The sequence below is a fragment of the Pseudomonas sp. MF6776 genome, from assembly GCF_016613125.1.
Taxonomy (GTDB): Bacteria; Pseudomonadota; Gammaproteobacteria; order Pseudomonadales; family Pseudomonadaceae; genus Aquipseudomonas; species Aquipseudomonas iridis.
This window is the reverse complement of sequence record NZ_JAENSQ010000021.1, coordinates 45,502-61,904: the sequence shown is the minus strand read 5'-3', so window position 1 is coordinate 61,904 and position 16,403 is coordinate 45,502. Positions and strand designations below refer to the sequence as shown.

12 protein-coding genes are annotated in these 16,403 nt (G+C 59.9%); 6 read left to right on the top strand and 6 right to left on the bottom strand.

The window, feature by feature from the left end; genetic code table 11:
- Window positions 1-6 precede the first annotated feature (6 nt).
- Window positions 7-3,456 carry a transcription-repair coupling factor gene (gene mfd / locus JJD74_RS21590; RefSeq protein WP_042560159.1) on the bottom strand — a complete coding sequence of 1,150 codons (3,450 nt, stop codon included), beginning with the start codon at window positions 3,454-3,456 and terminating at the stop codon, window positions 7-9.
- 354 nt (window positions 3,457-3,810) lie between these two features.
- On the opposite strand from mfd, the gene JJD74_RS21585 reads away from it, so the two are divergent.
- Window positions 3,811-5,274, top strand: coding sequence for a glyceraldehyde-3-phosphate dehydrogenase (locus JJD74_RS21585; RefSeq protein WP_042560158.1), 1,464 nt, complete (start codon window positions 3,811-3,813; stop codon window positions 5,272-5,274).
- Window positions 5,275-5,459: 185 nt separating this feature from the next.
- Here the strand turns inward: JJD74_RS21585 and JJD74_RS21580 are convergent, their stop codons facing one another.
- On the bottom strand, window positions 5,460-6,758 hold the full coding sequence (locus JJD74_RS21580) for an MFS transporter (protein WP_042560157.1): 1,299 nt from the start codon (window positions 6,756-6,758) through the stop codon (window positions 5,460-5,462).
- Between the two features lie 74 nt (window positions 6,759-6,832).
- Between JJD74_RS21580 and JJD74_RS21575 the strand changes: the two genes are divergently transcribed.
- Both JJD74_RS21575 and sthA read left to right on the top strand, forming a co-directional pair.
- Complete coding sequence (locus JJD74_RS21575) at window positions 6,833-7,879, top strand: FAD:protein FMN transferase (RefSeq protein ID WP_200616765.1); 1,047 nt, start codon at window positions 6,833-6,835, stop codon at window positions 7,877-7,879.
- A gap of 201 nt (window positions 7,880-8,080) precedes the next feature.
- Window positions 8,081-9,475, top strand: a complete 1,395-nt coding sequence (gene sthA / locus JJD74_RS21570) for a Si-specific NAD(P)(+) transhydrogenase (RefSeq protein ID WP_042560156.1) — start codon at window positions 8,081-8,083, stop codon at window positions 9,473-9,475.
- 42 nt (window positions 9,476-9,517) lie between these two features.
- Here sthA and JJD74_RS21565 read toward each other — a convergent pair whose 3' ends face one another.
- Both JJD74_RS21565 and JJD74_RS21560 read right to left on the bottom strand, forming a co-directional pair.
- Window positions 9,518-10,240: a glycerophosphodiester phosphodiesterase gene (locus JJD74_RS21565; protein ID WP_042560155.1), complete on the bottom strand. Its 723-nt coding sequence runs from the start codon at window positions 10,238-10,240 to the stop codon at window positions 9,518-9,520.
- A gap of 14 nt (window positions 10,241-10,254) precedes the next feature.
- Window positions 10,255-10,836 carry a PilZ domain-containing protein gene (locus tag JJD74_RS21560; RefSeq protein WP_047302229.1) on the bottom strand — a complete coding sequence of 194 codons (582 nt, stop codon included), beginning with the start codon at window positions 10,834-10,836 and terminating at the stop codon, window positions 10,255-10,257.
- Between the two features lie 94 nt (window positions 10,837-10,930).
- Here JJD74_RS21560 and JJD74_RS21555 point away from each other — a divergent pair, with 94 nt between their 5' ends.
- From JJD74_RS21555 to JJD74_RS21545, 3 genes are all read left to right on the top strand, one after another.
- The gene (locus JJD74_RS21555; protein WP_200616764.1) at window positions 10,931-12,181 is read left to right on the top strand and encodes a lipoprotein-releasing ABC transporter permease subunit; all 1,251 of its coding nucleotides are present in this window, start codon (window positions 10,931-10,933) and stop codon (window positions 12,179-12,181) included.
- Between the two features lie 7 nt (window positions 12,182-12,188).
- A complete protein-coding gene (gene lolD, locus JJD74_RS21550; protein WP_164488114.1) occupies window positions 12,189-12,872 on the top strand; it encodes a lipoprotein-releasing ABC transporter ATP-binding protein LolD in 684 nt (227 codons plus the stop codon).
- Between the two features lie 63 nt (window positions 12,873-12,935).
- Window positions 12,936-14,180: a lipoprotein-releasing ABC transporter permease subunit gene (locus JJD74_RS21545; protein WP_042560151.1), complete on the top strand. Its 1,245-nt coding sequence runs from the start codon at window positions 12,936-12,938 to the stop codon at window positions 14,178-14,180.
- A gap of 99 nt (window positions 14,181-14,279) precedes the next feature.
- Here the strand turns inward: JJD74_RS21545 and JJD74_RS21540 are convergent, their stop codons facing one another.
- The gene (locus tag JJD74_RS21540) at window positions 14,280-15,629 is read right to left on the bottom strand and encodes a heavy metal sensor histidine kinase (protein WP_200616763.1); all 1,350 of its coding nucleotides are present in this window, start codon (window positions 15,627-15,629) and stop codon (window positions 14,280-14,282) included.
- Window positions 15,629-16,309, bottom strand: a complete 681-nt coding sequence (locus JJD74_RS21535) for a heavy metal response regulator transcription factor (protein ID WP_200616762.1) — start codon at window positions 16,307-16,309, stop codon at window positions 15,629-15,631. Before JJD74_RS21535 ends, JJD74_RS21540 begins: the two co-directional genes overlap by 1 nt.
- Window positions 16,310-16,403: the final 94 nt, after the last annotated feature.

Here is a 16,403-nt window from a genome sequence, read left to right as displayed (position 1 = left end):
CGTCCTTCAAGCAGTTTTCGGGATGAGGCGCTCAAACAGCGCCTCTACAGTATTAAAGCGCTCTTCCGGGCGCTCCATCGGCACCTGGAACTTGAACATCGTGGCGCCTTCGAATTTGTAGCGTTTTGGCTGGCTCTGAATCAGTTTGATCAGGGTCATCGGGTCGACTGGAGTCTGCGCTTCAAACTCAATGCGTCCACCCTGCGGGCCACCGTCGACTTTCTTGATGCCCAGCTTTTCGGCCTGCAACTTCAACGCGGTGATGCGCACCAGATTCTTGGTCGGCTCCGGCAGCAGGCCGAAACGATCGATCATCTCGACTTGCAGATCCTTCAGACCTTCCTCGTCGGTGGCCGACGCGATGCGCTTGTACAGGATCAGGCGGGCGTGGACGTCCGGCAAATAGTCTTCCGGAATCAGCGCCGGTACCCGCAGATTGACTTCCGGGCCACCGCCAAGCGGTTGATCGAGGTTCGGTTGCTCGCCCTTGCGGATCGATTTCACCGCGCGCTCAAGCATTTCCATATACAGCGTGAAACCCACGGCTTGAATCTGGCCACTCTGGCCATCGCCGAGCAGTTCGCCGGCGCCACGGATTTCCAGGTCGTTGGTGGCCAGCACGAAACCGGCACCGAGGTCCTGGGTGTTGGCAATCGCCTCCAGACGCTTTTCTGCGTCTGAAGTGATCTGCTGGCGCGGCGGCGTCAGCAGGTAAGCATAAGCCTGGTGGTGACTGCGACCGACGCGGCCACGCAGCTGGTGCAGTTGCGCCAGACCGAACTTGTCGGCGCGCTCGATGATGATGGTGTTGGCGCTCGGTACGTCGATACCGGTCTCGATGATGGTCGAGGCAATCAGGACGTTGAAACGCTTGTGATAGAAGTCGCTCATCACCTGTTCAAGTTCGCGCTCGCGCATCTGCCCGTGGCCGATGGCGATCCGTGCTTCCGGAACCAGTTCGGCCAGATCGGCGGCGCACTTCTCGATGGTTTTCACATCGTTGTGCAGGTAATAAACCTGACCGCCACGCAGCAGTTCGCGGAGCAGGGCCTCTTTGACCGTGCTCTTGTTCTGCTCCATGACGAAGGTGCGCACCGACAGGCGTCGCGCCGGCGGCGTGGCAATGATCGACAGGTCGCGCATGCCCGACACCGCCATGTTCAGCGTGCGCGGAATCGGTGTGGCCGTCAGGGTCAGAATGTCGACTTCGCTGCGCAAGGCCTTGAGCTGTTCTTTCTGACGCACACCAAAGCGGTGCTCTTCGTCGATGATCACCAGCCCGAGGTTTTTGATTTTCACGTCGTCGGACAGCAATTTGTGCGTGCCGATGACGATGTCGATCTTGCCTTCCGCCAGATCGGCAATCGCCGCGTTCACTTCCTTGGCGGACTTGAAGCGGCTCATCACTTCCACGCTCACTGGCCAGTCGGCGAAGCGGTCGCGGAAGCTGTTGTAATGCTGCTGGGCGAGCAGGGTGGTCGGCACCAGAATCGCAACCTGGCGGCCGCCGTGTACAGCGATGAACGCTGCGCGCATGGCCACTTCGGTCTTGCCGAAACCCACGTCACCGCAGACCAGACGATCCATCGGTTTCGGCGCGAGCATGTCGGCGCGCACTGCTTCGATGGTGGTTTGCTGGTCGGGCGTTTCTTCGAACGGGAAACCGGCGCTGAATGTCGCGTAATCGGCTTTCGGATCGGCGAACGCATAACCTTCGCGAGCGGCGCGGCGGGCATAGATGTCGAGCAATTCGGCGGCAACGTCGCGCACCTGTTCGGCCGCTTTGCGTTTGGCTTTCTGCCAGGTCTCGGAGCCGAGGCGGTGCAGCGGGGCCAATGCATCGTCGCTGCCGGTGTAGCGGGCGATCAAGTGCAGGTTGGCCACCGGCACGTAGAGCTTGGCGTTCTCGGCGTATTCGAGGGTGAGAAATTCTGCAGCCTGATCGTCGATTTCCAGAATCGTCAGGCCCAGGTAGCGGCCGACACCGTGATCGATGTGCACCACCGGCGCGCCTTCGCGCAGTTCGGTGAGGTTCTTGATCACCGCGTCGTGGTTGCCGTCGGCGCGCTTCTCGCGACGGCGACGCTGCATGACTCGCTGACCGAACAGCGGACTTTCGGCGACCAATGCCAGCGCCGGGTCGTCGAGCAAAAGGCCTTCGTCGAGCGGCGCAATGGTGATCGCCAGGCGATCCTTGCTCGCGACGAAATCCGGCCAGCTGTCGACCGTTTTCGGTCGCAGTTTCAGGCGTTCGAGCAACTCCAGCAGGACTTCGCGACGGCCCGCCGATTCGGCCGTGAACAGCACGCGTCCGGGGAATTCATCGAGGAAACCTGCCAGTGCTGCCAGCGGTTGCGTGGCCTTGGCTTCGATCGCCAGATTCGGCAGCGCTTGCGCCGGGAAGCGCTCGCGACCGGCACCGACTTCTACGTCCTGTTGGCTGGCGACCACGCGCGGCCAGCTCTTGAGCCTGGCAAAGCAATCTTCCACCGGCAGGAACAATTCCGCCGGTGGCAATAAAGGACGAGCAGGATCGACGCGGCGTTCTTCATAACGATTGCGTACGTCGTTCCAGAAATTCTCCGCCGCTTGCTCGATGCCTGGCAGCGAGAACACTTGCGTGTCCTGGGGCAGGTAATCGAACAGGGTCGAGGTTTCGTCAAAGAACAGCGGCAAGTAGTACTCGATACCGGCCGGTGTGATACCGCTGCTCAAATCCTGAAAGATCGGGCAGCGACGGAAATCAACGTCAAAGCGTTCGCGGAAACGCGCCTTGAAGCGGGTGACCGCATCTTTCTGCAGCGGGAACTCACGGGCCGGCAGCAGCTTGACCGAATCGACCTTGTCGATGGAGCGCTGGTTTTCCGGATCGAAGGTGCGCAGGGTTTCGATTTCGTCGTCGAACAGGTCGATGCGATAGGGCAGCTTGCTGCCCATCGGGAACAAATCGATCAATGCGCCGCGCACGGTGAACTCGCCGTGCTCGTAGACGGTGTCTACATAGCGATAGCCGCTGGCTTCGAGTCGCGAGCGCATTTGCTCGACGTCGAGCTTCTGGCCGACATCCAGCACCAGGCTGCTGCCGAGCAGGAACTTGGTCGGCGCCAGACGATGCAGTGCTGTCGTGATCGGCACCACCAGCACGCCATGCGCCAGCTCCGGCAACCTATATAAGGCGGCAATGCGCTGGGAAATGATGTCCTGATGCGGCGAGAACAGATCGTAGGGCAGGGTTTCCCAGTCGGGGAAATGCAGAACGGGCAAATCCGGGGCGAAGAAACTCAGCTCCTGTTCCAGCCGTTCGGCACTTTGGCTGTCGGCGGTCAGGAGCAGGGTGAAGCGCTTGGCAGCGCTGGCAGCCTCGGCAATCGCCAGGCTGAGGGCGGCACCGGGCAAATTGCCCCAATGCTGTTTACCTGCCGCAGCAGGGAGAAGCGGTAGACGCAGAACAGGCACGGAAGGTTGAGCTCCAGGCGTTGCGACAAAGTCGGTAATTGTAGCGGCGTCCGATGCTGCCTGTCAGTTGCAGACTGTGTCTATCTTCGATGTTTGGGTGAAATGTAGTGGTAACCATAAAAACCAGCACTTTTTTAGCGGTTATGTAGTGCCGAAACCGCGTGGTGTTTCGGAGGGTTACAGACATCGTCTAACAGTCGTCGAAAAATTGACTGTGCTGGAGGCCGCGTATTTACTGGCCTGGAGAAGGGCGTAATTTTTTTGAACGCAAATTTGTTAGCGTTTGCGCGACAAGCGCGCATTGCTACGAGAGGTTCTGAGCGGCATAATGTAGCCCCTTTTTTCTGCCCCTACATGTGGAAGGTTACCGTGACTCAGAAGCCCGACCAGTGTCTTGGTGAATGGATCGACCGTGAAGCACTCGCAGAAGCGATGATCCCGCTTATCGGTCAGCTCTACCGCAATAACAACGTGGTGAGCTCGATCTATGGCCGCAGCCTGATCAACCAGTCTGTCATCGCGATTCTCAAAGCTCACCGCTTTGCGCGCCACCGTTCTTCCGACGACAGCGAACTCTCCGTCCACGAAACATTCCCCCTGCTCAAAGCCATGAGCGAGCTCAAGCTCGGCGCGGCCTCGGTAGACCTGGGCAAGTTGGCGTTCAAATTCCGCAACGAGGGCAACGGCCGCAGTGCCGAGCAGTTCGTTCGTGAAGAAATGGCTGATGTGGTTGGCCAGCAAAACGCCTCGGCCCGCAAAGGCACTGACGTTGTGCTGTACGGCTTCGGTCGAATCGGCCGTCTGCTGGCGCGCATCCTGATCGAAAAAACCGGTGGTGGCGACGGTCTGCGTCTGCGTGCCATCGTCGTGCGTAAAGGCGCCGACAACGACCTGACCAAACGCGCCAGCCTGCTGCGTCGCGATTCGGTCCATGGTTCGTTCAACGGCACCATCACCATCGACGAAGAAAACAACACCATCACCGCCAACGGTAACCTGATCCAGGTGATCTACGCGAAGAACCCGACTGAAGTGGATTACACCCAGTACGGCATCAAAGACGCACTGCTGGTGGACAACACCGGTGTATGGCGTGACGCTGATGGCCTGGGTCAACACCTGGCGTGCCCGGGTATCGACCGCGTTGTTCTGACCGCGCCGGGTAAAGGCAAGCTGAAGAACATCGTTCACGGCATCAACCACGGTGAAATTACCGCTGACGACAAGATCGTGTCTGCCGCTTCCTGCACCACCAACGCCATTGTGCCGGTGCTCAAAGCTGTTAATGACAAGTTCGGCATCATCAACGGTCACGTCGAAACCGTTCACTCGTACACCAACGACCAGAACCTGATCGACAACTTCCACAAGGGCGATCGCCGTGGCCGTAGCGCCGCGCTGAACATGGTTATCACCGAGACCGGTGCTGCCACCGCTGCTGCCAAGGCCCTGCCTGAGCTGGCCGGCAAGCTGACCGGTAACGCGATCCGTGTTCCAACGCCGAACGTGTCGATGGCCATTCTCAACCTCAACCTTGAGAAAGCCGCCACCCGTGAAGAGATGAACGAGTACCTGCGCTACATGGCGCTGCACTCCGATCTGCATAAGCAAATCGACTTCGTCAACTCGCAGGAAGTGGTTTCGACCGACTTCGTTGGCTCGCGCCACGCCGGTGTGGTCGACGCTGAAGCGACCATCACTCAGGATAACCGCGTTGTTCTGTACGTCTGGTACGACAACGAGTTCGGTTACAGCTGCCAGGTGGTTCGCGTGATGGAAGACATGGCCGGTGTAAACCCGCCTGCGTTCCCGCGCTAAGCCTTGGCTGCAAATGAAAACGCCCCGACTTAGGTCGGGGCGTTTTTTTATGCCTTGTAAATCTCTGTTGCCTGTACCGGCCGCATCGCTGGCAAGCCAGCTCCCACAGGTTTCTTGAGAGCTTGCACAATCGCATTCACACCCGAAACCCTTGTGGGGGCTGGCTTGCCAGCGATGGCGTCCTGTCAGGCGCGACCGACCACAGCCGCTTGCGCAGTACGCAGCTCATGCCTGTTGCCACGAAACAGCACCAGCGTCGCAATCAACCCTAACACCGCCGCACCCGTGAGCCAGATCCCCGGCGCAGCCTTGTTACCCAGCACATGAATCAGATAAGTGCACGCTGCCGGTGTAAAACCACCAAACGTCGCCGTTGCCAGGCTGTAGGCCAACGAGAATCCGGTCGTGCGAACTTCCACCGGCATGATCTCCGTGAGCGCCACCACCATCGCGCCGTTATAAGAGCCGTACAGGAACGACAGCCACAACTCGACGATCAGCAGATGGCTGAAACTCGGGTTCGCCACCAGCCACGACAGTGCCGGATAAGCCGTCAGAATCGCCAGAATTGTCGCCGCCAGCAGTAGGGGTTTACGTCCGACCTTGTCGGACACCGCACCCATCACCGGCAACCAGAAGAAGTTCGACAGACCAATGCAGACCGTCACCAGCAAGGCGTCCAGGTCCGACAGATGCAGTTCGGATTTGCCGAAAGTCGGGGTGTAGGCGGTGATCAGGTAGAACGATACTGTGGTCATCACAACCAGCGCCATGCCGGCGATGACAATGCCAAAGTTCTGGCCGATCGAACGGACGATTTCGCGCAGGGTAGGGCGATGTTTACGCGCCTGGAATTCCGGGGTTTCTTCCAGCGAACGACGGATGACGAAGATCACCGGTACGATCATGCAGCCGATCAGAAACGGCACGCGCCAACCCCATTCGCCCATTTCCTCCGGGCTTAGCCAGTGATTGAGACCGACACCGAGCAGGCCGGCGAATACCACGGCCGCCTGTTGGCTGGCGGACTGCCAACTGACGAAGAAGCCCTTGCGGCCGGGGGTGGAGATTTCCGCCAGATACACCGACACGCCGCCCAGTTCCACGCCGGCCGAGAAGCCTTGCAGCAGGCGTCCGAACAGCACCAGCAACGGTGCTGCCACGCCAAGCGTTGCATAGCCGGGGACGCAGGCGATCAGCACGGTGCCGGCGGCCATCATTGCCAAGGTAATGATCAGGCCTTTGCGCCGGCCATGACGGTCGATGTAAGCGCCGAGGAAAATCGCCCCCAATGGACGCATCAGGAAGCCGGCGCCGAACGTCGCCAGCGACAGCATCAGGGATGCAAAGGCGCTGTCGGCGGGGAAGAAAGTTTTCGCTATGGCCGTGGCGTAGAAGCCGTAGACCATGAAGTCGAACATTTCGAGGAAATTGCCGCTGACAACGCGAAAAATCGCTTTGCCGTTGCCCGTGGTCGAGGACATTTGCAGATTCTCACTATTGAATTTGTATGAAGGCGTTGCATCCGTTTCGGAGCGAGCGCGCTCTGTAGTCCATAATGGCCGCCGCGGTTTTGCAGGGAGATGAAGATTTGTTAACTGGACGGTGCAGAGGGCTTGTGGTCCTGGCCGCTGTTTTGTCGGGCTGCGGCAACGGCGACAGCCTGGAAAACTTTGGCGGCGCGACCATGGGCAGCACGTATTCGATCAAGTACGTGCGTCATGCAGGTCAAGTGGATGCTGCGCGCGTGCGCAGCGAAGTGGAGGGCATCCTCGCCGAAATCGAGCGGCAAATGTCCACGTATCGCAGTGACTCGGATATCGAGCGCTTCAACGCGTTGCCCGCCAATACTTGTCAGAGAATGCCCGCGCCTGTCCTCGAGTTGGTCCGCGTAGGCGAGCAGCTGTCAGAGCAAAGCGAAGGTTCCTACGACCTGACCGTGGAGCCGCTGCTGAATCTGTGGGGTTTCGGCCCGCAAGGTCGCGAAGAAAAGGTCCCGAGCGCCGCTGCGTTGGCGGAGGTGTTGCAGAGGGTCGGTCACAAGCATTTGCGCATCGATGGCGAGCAGTTGTGCAAGGACGCCGCCGTCGAAGTCGACTTCAACAGTATCGCCGCCGGTTATGCCGTCGACACGATTGCCGCCAGGCTCGACGCCATGGGCATCCACGATTACCTCGCCGAGGCCACTGGCGAGCTCAAGGCCAAGGGCAAAAAACCTGACGGTTCGCCATGGCGCATTGCGTTGGAAGCGCCTCGCGACGATCAGCAGGTCGCCGAGCGCATCATCAACGTCGACGGCTACGGCGTTTCCACCTCGGGTGACTACCGCAACTATTTCCTGCAGGACGGTCGGCGTTATTCCCACACCTTCGATGCCCGCAGTGGCGCGCCCGTCCTACACGATCTGGCGTCGGTCACGGTAATTCATCCTTCAGCACTGATGGCCGATGGACTATCGACGCTGTTGCTGATTCTCGGGCCTGAAAGGGCGTGGGCCTATGCCGAAAAACATGACATTGGTGCATTCTTTGTCATTCGTGCCGATACAGGTTTTGTCATACGCACCAGCAAGGCTTTCGATCGGCTCTCGGGCGCAAAGAATTGACTGGGAGCAATACGAAAGCTGGCGTTGTAGTGCAGGCAAAAGTAGCCTACGACGCGACCAAGGGTTAATGTGCGCGGCGTTGACGCTTCTATAGACTGTGTCCGGGTTCTTTACTGACCCCCAATTGTTCCTTCACGCCGCCGTTCGGCGTGATTTAGCCGCCGGTGCTGCTGGCACCGCGGCCTGTTCTGAGGAGTACGCATGGCTGTCTACAACTACGACGTGGTGGTGCTGGGTTCCGGCCCGGCAGGAGAAGGCGCGGCAATGAACGCCGCCAAAGCAGGGCGCAAGGTCGCGATGGTCGACAGCCGTCGCCAGGTCGGCGGCAACTGCACCCACCTGGGCACCATCCCGTCCAAGGCACTGCGTCACTCGGTGCGGCAGATCATGCAGTTCAACACCAACCCTATGTTCCGGGCCATCGGCGAGCCGCGCTGGTTCTCCTTCCCGGACGTGTTGAAAAGCGCCGAGAAAGTCATTTCCAAACAAGTCGCCTCGCGCACTGGCTACTACGCCCGTAACCGTGTCGACGTGTTTTTCGGCACCGGCAGCTTCGCCGACGAGCAAACCATCGAAGTGGTCTGCGCCAATGGCGTGGTCGAAAAACTGGTAGCCAAGCACATCATCATCGCCACCGGTTCGCGCCCGTATCGCCCGGCAGACATCGATTTCCATCACCCGCGTATCTACGATAGCGACACCATCCTCAGCCTCGGCCACACCCCGCGCAAACTGATCGTTTACGGCGCCGGCGTGATCGGCTGCGAATACGCGTCGATCTTCAGTGGTCTGGGCGTGCTGGTCGAGCTGGTGGACAACCGCGGTCAGTTGCTGAGCTTCCTCGACTCGGAAATCTCCCAGGCGTTGAGCTACCACTTCAGCAACAACAACATCACCGTGCGCCACAACGAAGATTACGATCGCGTTGAAGGCGTCGACAACGGCGTGATCCTGCACCTGAAGTCCGGCAAGAAGATCAAGGCCGACGCCTTGCTCTGGTGCAACGGGCGTACCGGCAACACCGATCAGTTGGGTCTGGAAAACATCGGCGTCAAGGTCAACAGCCGTGGCCAGATCGAAGTCGACGAGGCTTATCGCACCTGCGTGCCGAACATCTACGGCGCGGGCGACGTGATCGGCTGGCCGAGCCTGGCCAGCGCTGCTCACGACCAGGGCCGTTCGGCCGCTGGCAGCATCGTGGATAACGCTAGCTGGCGCTTCGTCAATGACGTGCCGACCGGTATCTACACCATTCCGGAGATCAGCTCGATCGGCAAGAACGAGCAGGAACTGACCCAGGCCAAAGTGCCGTACGAAGTTGGCAAGGCGTTCTTCAAGAGCATGGCGCGGGCGCAGATTGCCGGCGAGCCGCAAGGCATGCTGAAGATCCTGTTCCACCGTGAAACCCTGGAAGTGCTGGGCGTTCACTGCTTCGGTTATCAGGCGTCGGAGATCGTTCACATCGGTCAGGCGATCATGAACCAGCCGGGCGAGCTGAACACGCTGAAGTACTTCGTCAACACCACGTTCAACTACCCGACCATGGCTGAAGCCTATCGGGTAGCGGCGTACGACGGCCTCAACCGGCTTTTTTGACGGGCTCCGGCCGGTGGCCTGAGCCGGCCGGGGAGACCGATTTCAGCAATTCTCGAGCGTGGCAGTGGCCAAACCGGGAAAGTCTGTAATCAGGCTGTCAACGCCGAAGTCGGCGAGTCTGCGCATCAGCGCAGGCTCGTTGACGGTCCACACCGACACATGCAGGCCCTGACGCTGCGCTTTTTGCAGGCGCTCAGGCGTACACAGCGTCCAGTTCAACGCCAGAATCTCGCAGCCGTAGCTTTGCGCGACCTTCAACGGGTCGAGCCAGGCGTACTCGGCGACCAGACCGCGCGACACATCCGGCACCAGATCCAGTGCAGCCTTCAACACTTCCCGCGAGCTCGAGGTGATGGTCACCTTGTCGAGCAAGCCGTGGCGTTGCGCCATTTCCCGAATCGCCAACACGGTCGTGGCTGCGCGGGTGCGTGAAGCGCTTTTGACTTCAAGCTGCCAGTGCTCGAAATCGCACTTCTCGAACAACTCTTCCAGCGTCGGAATCGGGCACGGCTTGATCCAGCCAGGGCCGCCCTTACGCGCATCAAATGTCACCAGATCGGCGGCAGTCTGCTCGACGACCTTGCCGCGACGGTCGGTGGTGCGCTTGAGCGTCGGGTCGTGAATGACCATCAGCTCGCCGTCCTTTGACAGGTGCAGATCCAGTTCGCAGCGGCGCACGCCGTGCTTGAGACATTCCTGAAAACTGGTCAGGGTGTTTTCCGGTGCTTCGCCCTTGGCGCCGCGGTGGCCGTAGATGAGGGTCACGGTTCTTCCTTAATTTAAATGCCTGATTCGTTCTGTTCGCGGGCCAGACGCCGTTCCTGAGCCTGCTTCTGCAAGATGTAGCGGGCAAGTAGCTGGCGCTGGGCATCGGTCAGGTGTTCGAACTCGGTCCCGACGTCATAACCCTCACCCTTGCGCTCGCAATGGGTGACACGGGCGCGCAGCAACAGGCCGAGCGCCTGGGGCATCAGCACCAGTTTGATTGACAGGTGTGCACCGGCTGCGATGGGCGTCGGGTGCTGGAAGTCGATCCCGCCCTCGGAGATGATCACCGGTTGCGGCTCGCCGATGTGGCCGAGCACGGTGAGGGCGACCACCTGGCTGAGCAGGTCGATGCGTTTGTTCTGGGATTTCAGGAACGCGGCGATGGCCCGATCGCGCTCGCTGATCTGGCGCAACAGGTGCTGCGACTCGAATTCGCTCAGGTGCAGCTCGCTGAGCAGGTTGAATAGAGGGGAAGCATCCTGCAACACTTCCTGGCCTGCGGCTTCGGGAGCGGACAGGGGCCGAATTTCCAGTGCGATCGTGTCCTCGATACGGTAGTATTCGCGGCGATCTTCTTCATCTAATGTCGACATGGCGAACCCATGGTAGCGGCGGTGGTCTGAGTGTAAAGCTGGTTATCGACCCCCGCCACAAGGACGTTCCTTTTCCCTCCGAACAAGCCCCGACATGTTCAGACCTCTCTTCGTATTTATCGGCACGCGTTATACCCGTGCAAAACGTCGCAATCATTTTGTGTCATTCATTTCCCTGACTTCGATGATCGGGCTCGCCCTTGGCGTGGTCGTGATGATCGTGGTGCTCTCGGTGATGAATGGCTTCGATCATGAGATGCGCACCCGCGTACTGGGCATGGTGCCCCACGCGACCATTGAATCCACTGATCCGATCAACGATTGGCAAAGCCTGGCCACCAAGGTCAAACAGAACCCGCAGGTGGCGGCCGTCGCGCCGTTCACCCAGATGCAGGGCCTGCTGACCAATAACGGTCAGGTCTCCAAGGTGTTGCTCAACGCCATCGACCCTGCGCTCGAGCGCAATGTGTCGATCATCGACAACTTCATGAAGCAGGGCAAACTCGACGACCTGACGCCGGGCAGCTTCGGCATCGTCATCGGCGACAAGGCCGCGACCAAGCTAGGCGTGGGTCTCGGTGACAAGGTCACTTTCGTTGCCCCGGAGGTCAGCGTGACCCCGGCCGGGATGTTCCCGCGCATGAAGCGCTTCACCGTGGTCGGCATTTTCCATGTCGGCGCCGGCGAGCTCGACGGTTATCTGGGCGTCACCAACCTGCAGGATCTGGCGAAAATGCATCGCTGGAAGCCTGATCAGGTGCAGGGCCTGCGTCTGAAGTTCGACGACCTGTTTCAGGCACCGCGTGCGGCATGGAGCATCGCCCAGCAACTTGGCGATGACCGTTTCTACGCCCGTGACTGGACCCGCACCCACGGCAATCTGTATCAGGCGATCCGCATGGAAAAAGCCATGATCGGTCTGCTGTTGCTGCTGATCGTTGCGGTGGCGGCGTTCAACATCATTTCCACGCTGGTGATGGTGGTGAACGACAAGAAGGGCGACATCGCCATTCTGCGCACCCTCGGCGCTACGCCGGGGACGATCATGCGTACGTTCATGGTGCAAGGCACGGTCATTGGTGTGGTCGGCACCGCCATTGGCGCGGTGCTCGGGATTCTCGCCGCGCTCAACGTCAGCGCTGCGATTTCGGCCCTTGAAGGGCTGCTCGGGCACAAGTTCCTTAATGCTGACGTGTATTTCATTGATTATCTTCCGTCGCAGGTGCAGAGCCAGGATGTGATCATGGTCTGCGCCGCTGCATTGGTTTTGAGTTTCCTCGCCACCCTGTATCCCGCCTGGCGTGCCGCGCGCACCCAGCCGGCGGAGGCGTTACGTTATGAGTGAGTCGGGCATGAGTGAAAAAGCAATCTTGAGCTGCCGCAACCTGGGCAAATCCTACGAGGAAGGTCCGGAGTCGGTAGAAGTGCTGGCCGGTCTGCAACTGGAGTTGAACCCGGGCGAGCGTGTGGCGATTGTCGGCACCTCGGGCTCGGGCAAAAGTACTTTGCTCAACCTGCTGGGCGGCCTCGACACGCCGACCCAGGGCAGTGTCTGGCTCGATGGTGAAGAATTGTCGGCGCTGAGCGAGAAGAAGCGCGGTCTGCTGCGTAACCGTTCGCTGGGCTTCGTCTACCAGTTCCACCACTTGCTGCCGGAATTCACCGCGCTGGAAAACGTCTGCATGCCGCTGCTGATCGGCAAGACGTCGATCCCTGAGGCACGTCAGCGCGCCACCGCGCTGCTGGAGCGAGTGGGGCTGGGCCATCGCCTGGAACACAAACCCTCCGAGCTGTCCGGCGGTGAACGCCAGCGTGTAGCGATTGCCCGCGCACTGGTGAATAAGCCGGGGCTGGTAATGCTCGATGAGCCGACCGGCAACCTCGACTCCCACACCGCCCAGGGCATTCAGGATTTGATGCTGGAACTCAGCACCTCGATGCGCACGGCGTTCCTGGTGGTGACCCACGACATGAACCTGGCTCGCCAGATGGATCGCGTCCTGCACCTGCAAAACGGTTGCCTGACGCCCATCTGATGAGTTGAAACCCGGCGTCTGAAAAGGCGTCGGGTCTTTTATTTTTATACGGTGCCCCAGCGAATGTTCAGACCGTTATCGATCTTTATCGGCACGCGCTATACCCGCGCCAAGCGCCGCAATCGCTTTGTTTCGTTCATTTCGATGACCTCGATGATCGGCCTCGCCCTCGGCGTGCTGGCGATGATCGTGGTGTTGTCGGTGATGAACGGCTTCCAGCGCGAAATGAGCTCGCGCATCCTCGGCATGGTGCCGCACGCAACCATCGTTGGCGTCAAACCGATTGACGATTGGCAGCCGGTAGCCGCCGCGGCCATGAAAAATCCCGAAGTGACCGCCGCCGTGCCGTTCACCGAAATGGAAGGCATGCTCTCCTACAAAGGTTTGATGCAGCCGATCCAGATCAGCGGCGTCGATCCGGCGCAGGAAGGCAAGGTGTCGATCGTCGCCCAGCACATTGTGCAGGGCCGTCTCGACGCGCTCAAACCAGGTGAGTTCGGTGTGGTCATTGGTGAAATTACCGCTCGCCGTTTCCGCCTGAATGTCGGCGACAAGATCACCCTGATCGTGCCGGAAGTCAGCACCGCGCCGGGCGGGATTACCCCGCGAATGCAGCGGCTCAACGTGGTCGGCGTGTTCAAGGTGGGGGCCGAGCTGGACGGCTCGATGGGCCTGATTCACGTAGCCGATGCCGCGACCATGCAGCGCTGGGAGCCGAATCAGGTGCAGAGCGTGCGTCTGGCAGTCAAAGACTTGTACGCCGCGCCGAAAGTGTCTTCAGACATCGCCGCCGGTCTTGGCGCCGAGTTCAAGGCGGACGACTGGACCCACACTCAGGGCAGTCTGTTCAGTGCGATGAAGATGGAAAAAACCATGATCGGCCTGTTGCTGCTGATGATTGTCGCGGTGGCGGCGTTCAACATCATCGCCACATTGATCATGGTGGTGAACGACAAGGGCGCGGACATTGCGATCCTGCGCACCATCGGCGCCACGCCCCGGCAGATCATGGCGATCTTCATGGTGCAGGGCACGGTGATTGGCATTGTCGGCACGCTGATTGGTGGTGTGCTGGGCGTGATCGCGGCGCTGAATGTCAGTGAACTGGTTGGCTGGTTCGAGCGAGTGAGCGGGCAGCACATCTTCAGCTCCGATGTGTATTTCGTCAGCAATCTGCCGTCTGAGTTGCAGGGTGGTGATGTGTTGCTGATCTGCTCCGCCGGGTTTGTCTTGAGCTTCCTCGCGACGCTGTATCCGGCGTGGCGAGCGGCGAAGATCGAGCCGGCTCACGCCCTGAGATATTCGTAAGCACTGACGCGAAATACTGTAGGAGCTGCGGCACGCTGCGATCTTTTGATCTTGATCTTTAAGATCAAAAGATCGCAGCGTGCCGCAGCTCCTACAGTTTCAATCTTCTTTGGGCAACTCAATCACAAACCGCGTCCAGCCCCGATCAGATTCGCAATGAATCTGCCCGCCGTGGGCCCGAACGATCGATTGAGTAATCGCCAATCCCAATCCCGCATGTTCGCTGCTACCTTCCTGCCGCGCCGGATCGGCCCGATAGAAACGGTCAAACAATCGCGGCAACAGCTGCGCTGAAATCTCACCGCCGGTGTTCTCGACCGATACACGCACAGCATTCGGCAGATCCTGGATCGCCAAGCGGACCTCCCCCGAGGCGGGCGTAAATCGCAGCGCGTTATCCAGCAGATTCGACAACGCTCGGCGCAACATGCTGCGGTCACCTTCGATTCGCGCAGTGCCTTCACGGCTCAACGTCACTGCGGCGTCCTCGGCCAACGGCGCAAAAAACTCCAACAGCGCATCCGCCTCATCCGCCAACGTTAGTGGTTCACGCTTGGGCATCAGCAAACCGTGATCAGCCTTGGCCAGATACAACATGTCATTGACCAGTTGCGCCATCCATTGCAGTTCTTCAAGGTTGCTGTGCAGCGCTTCGCGGTAATCCTCGATCGGCCGCGGGCGGGTGAGGGTGACCTGGGTGTGGGTCAGCAGGTTCGACAGTGGCGTGCGCAGCTCATGGGCGATGTCGGCCGAAAATGCCGAGAGCCGCTGAAACGAGTCGTCGAGGCGTGCGAGCATGGCGTTGAAACTGTGGGCCATTTCCGCAAGCTCTGGAGGCATTTGCGCTTCCGACAGTCGGGCATTGAGCGATTGCGCCGAAATCCCACGCGCCACCGCACTCATGCGCCGCAATGGGCGCAAGCCGCTGCGCGCGGCCCAGGCACCGAGCAACGCGGTAGCCAGCGCCGAAAGCCCGACGGTCAGCCAGATCAGATGCTGCATGCGTTGCAGAAAGTGCTGGTGATGGGTGATGTCCAGCAACAGCGTCAATTTTGGCGAGTCGGGTTTATCCGGGTAGAGCGGGGCATTCAGCACGCGGTACTCGGTGTCGCTATTGCTCACGGTCGACAGGCCGGATTGTTGCGGCAAGACATCTGGCACCTTGATCGAGCTGTCATACCAGCGTTGCCCGTCACCGCCAGTGATGCGTAACGACAGATCGGCTTGTCGGCTCAGTTCGTCCGCCAGCCGTGCCTCAGCCTCACTGGCCTGAACATCCTGCAAGGCGCGGCGCAGGCCGATCAGTTTGCCGTCGAGCAATTGCTGGTCGAGCTCAATGAAATGCGCCTCACTGGCGCGGTTGAACAGCACCCCGGCGAACAGTGAAACCACAGCGGTGCAGGCAGCAAACAACAAGGCCAGGCGTGAACTCAACGACAACCGGCGCATCAGGCTGGGCGCTCTTCAAGCACATAACCCATGCCGCGCACGGTGTGGATCAGCTTGTTGGGGAATTCGTCGTCGACCTTCAGGCGCAGGCGCCGGATCGCCACTTCGATGACGTTGGTGTCGCTGTCGAAATTCATGTCCCAGACCTGCGAGGCGATCAGCGATTTGGGCAGCACTTCCCCCTGACGGCGCAGAAGCATTTCCAGCAGGGCGAATTCCTTGGCGGTCAGATCGATGCGCTGGCCCTGGCGTTCGACTCGGCGACGGATCAGGTCCAGACGCAGATCGGCCAATTGCAGACTGGTTTCCTGCGGTGTGGCACTGCCCCGACGCAACAGGCTACGCACCCTAGCCAGCAGTTCGGAGAAGGCGAACGGTTTGACCAGGTAATCGTCGGCGCCGAGTTCCAGACCGTGAACCCTGTCCTCCACCGCGTCTTTTGCTGTCAGAAAAAGCACCGGCGTATCCAGGCCTGCATTACGGACTGTTTGCAGAATCTGCCAGCCATTGCGCCCGGGCAGCATCACGTCGAGGATCAGCAATGCGTAATCACCGCTCAAGGCCAGTTGCTGGCCGCTGTCGCCATCGGCCACCAGTTCGGTGTTGAAGCCGGCCTCGGTCAGGCCCTGACGCAGGTATTGGCCGGTTTTCGCTTGGTCTTCGACGATCAACAGTTTCATGGGCAACTCGGGTTGATTCAATGTGATTCGGGGTGTAGCAACGAAAGCTTTATACCGCGAGAGCAGGCAGCAACCGTCAACCTGACAAAGTTGT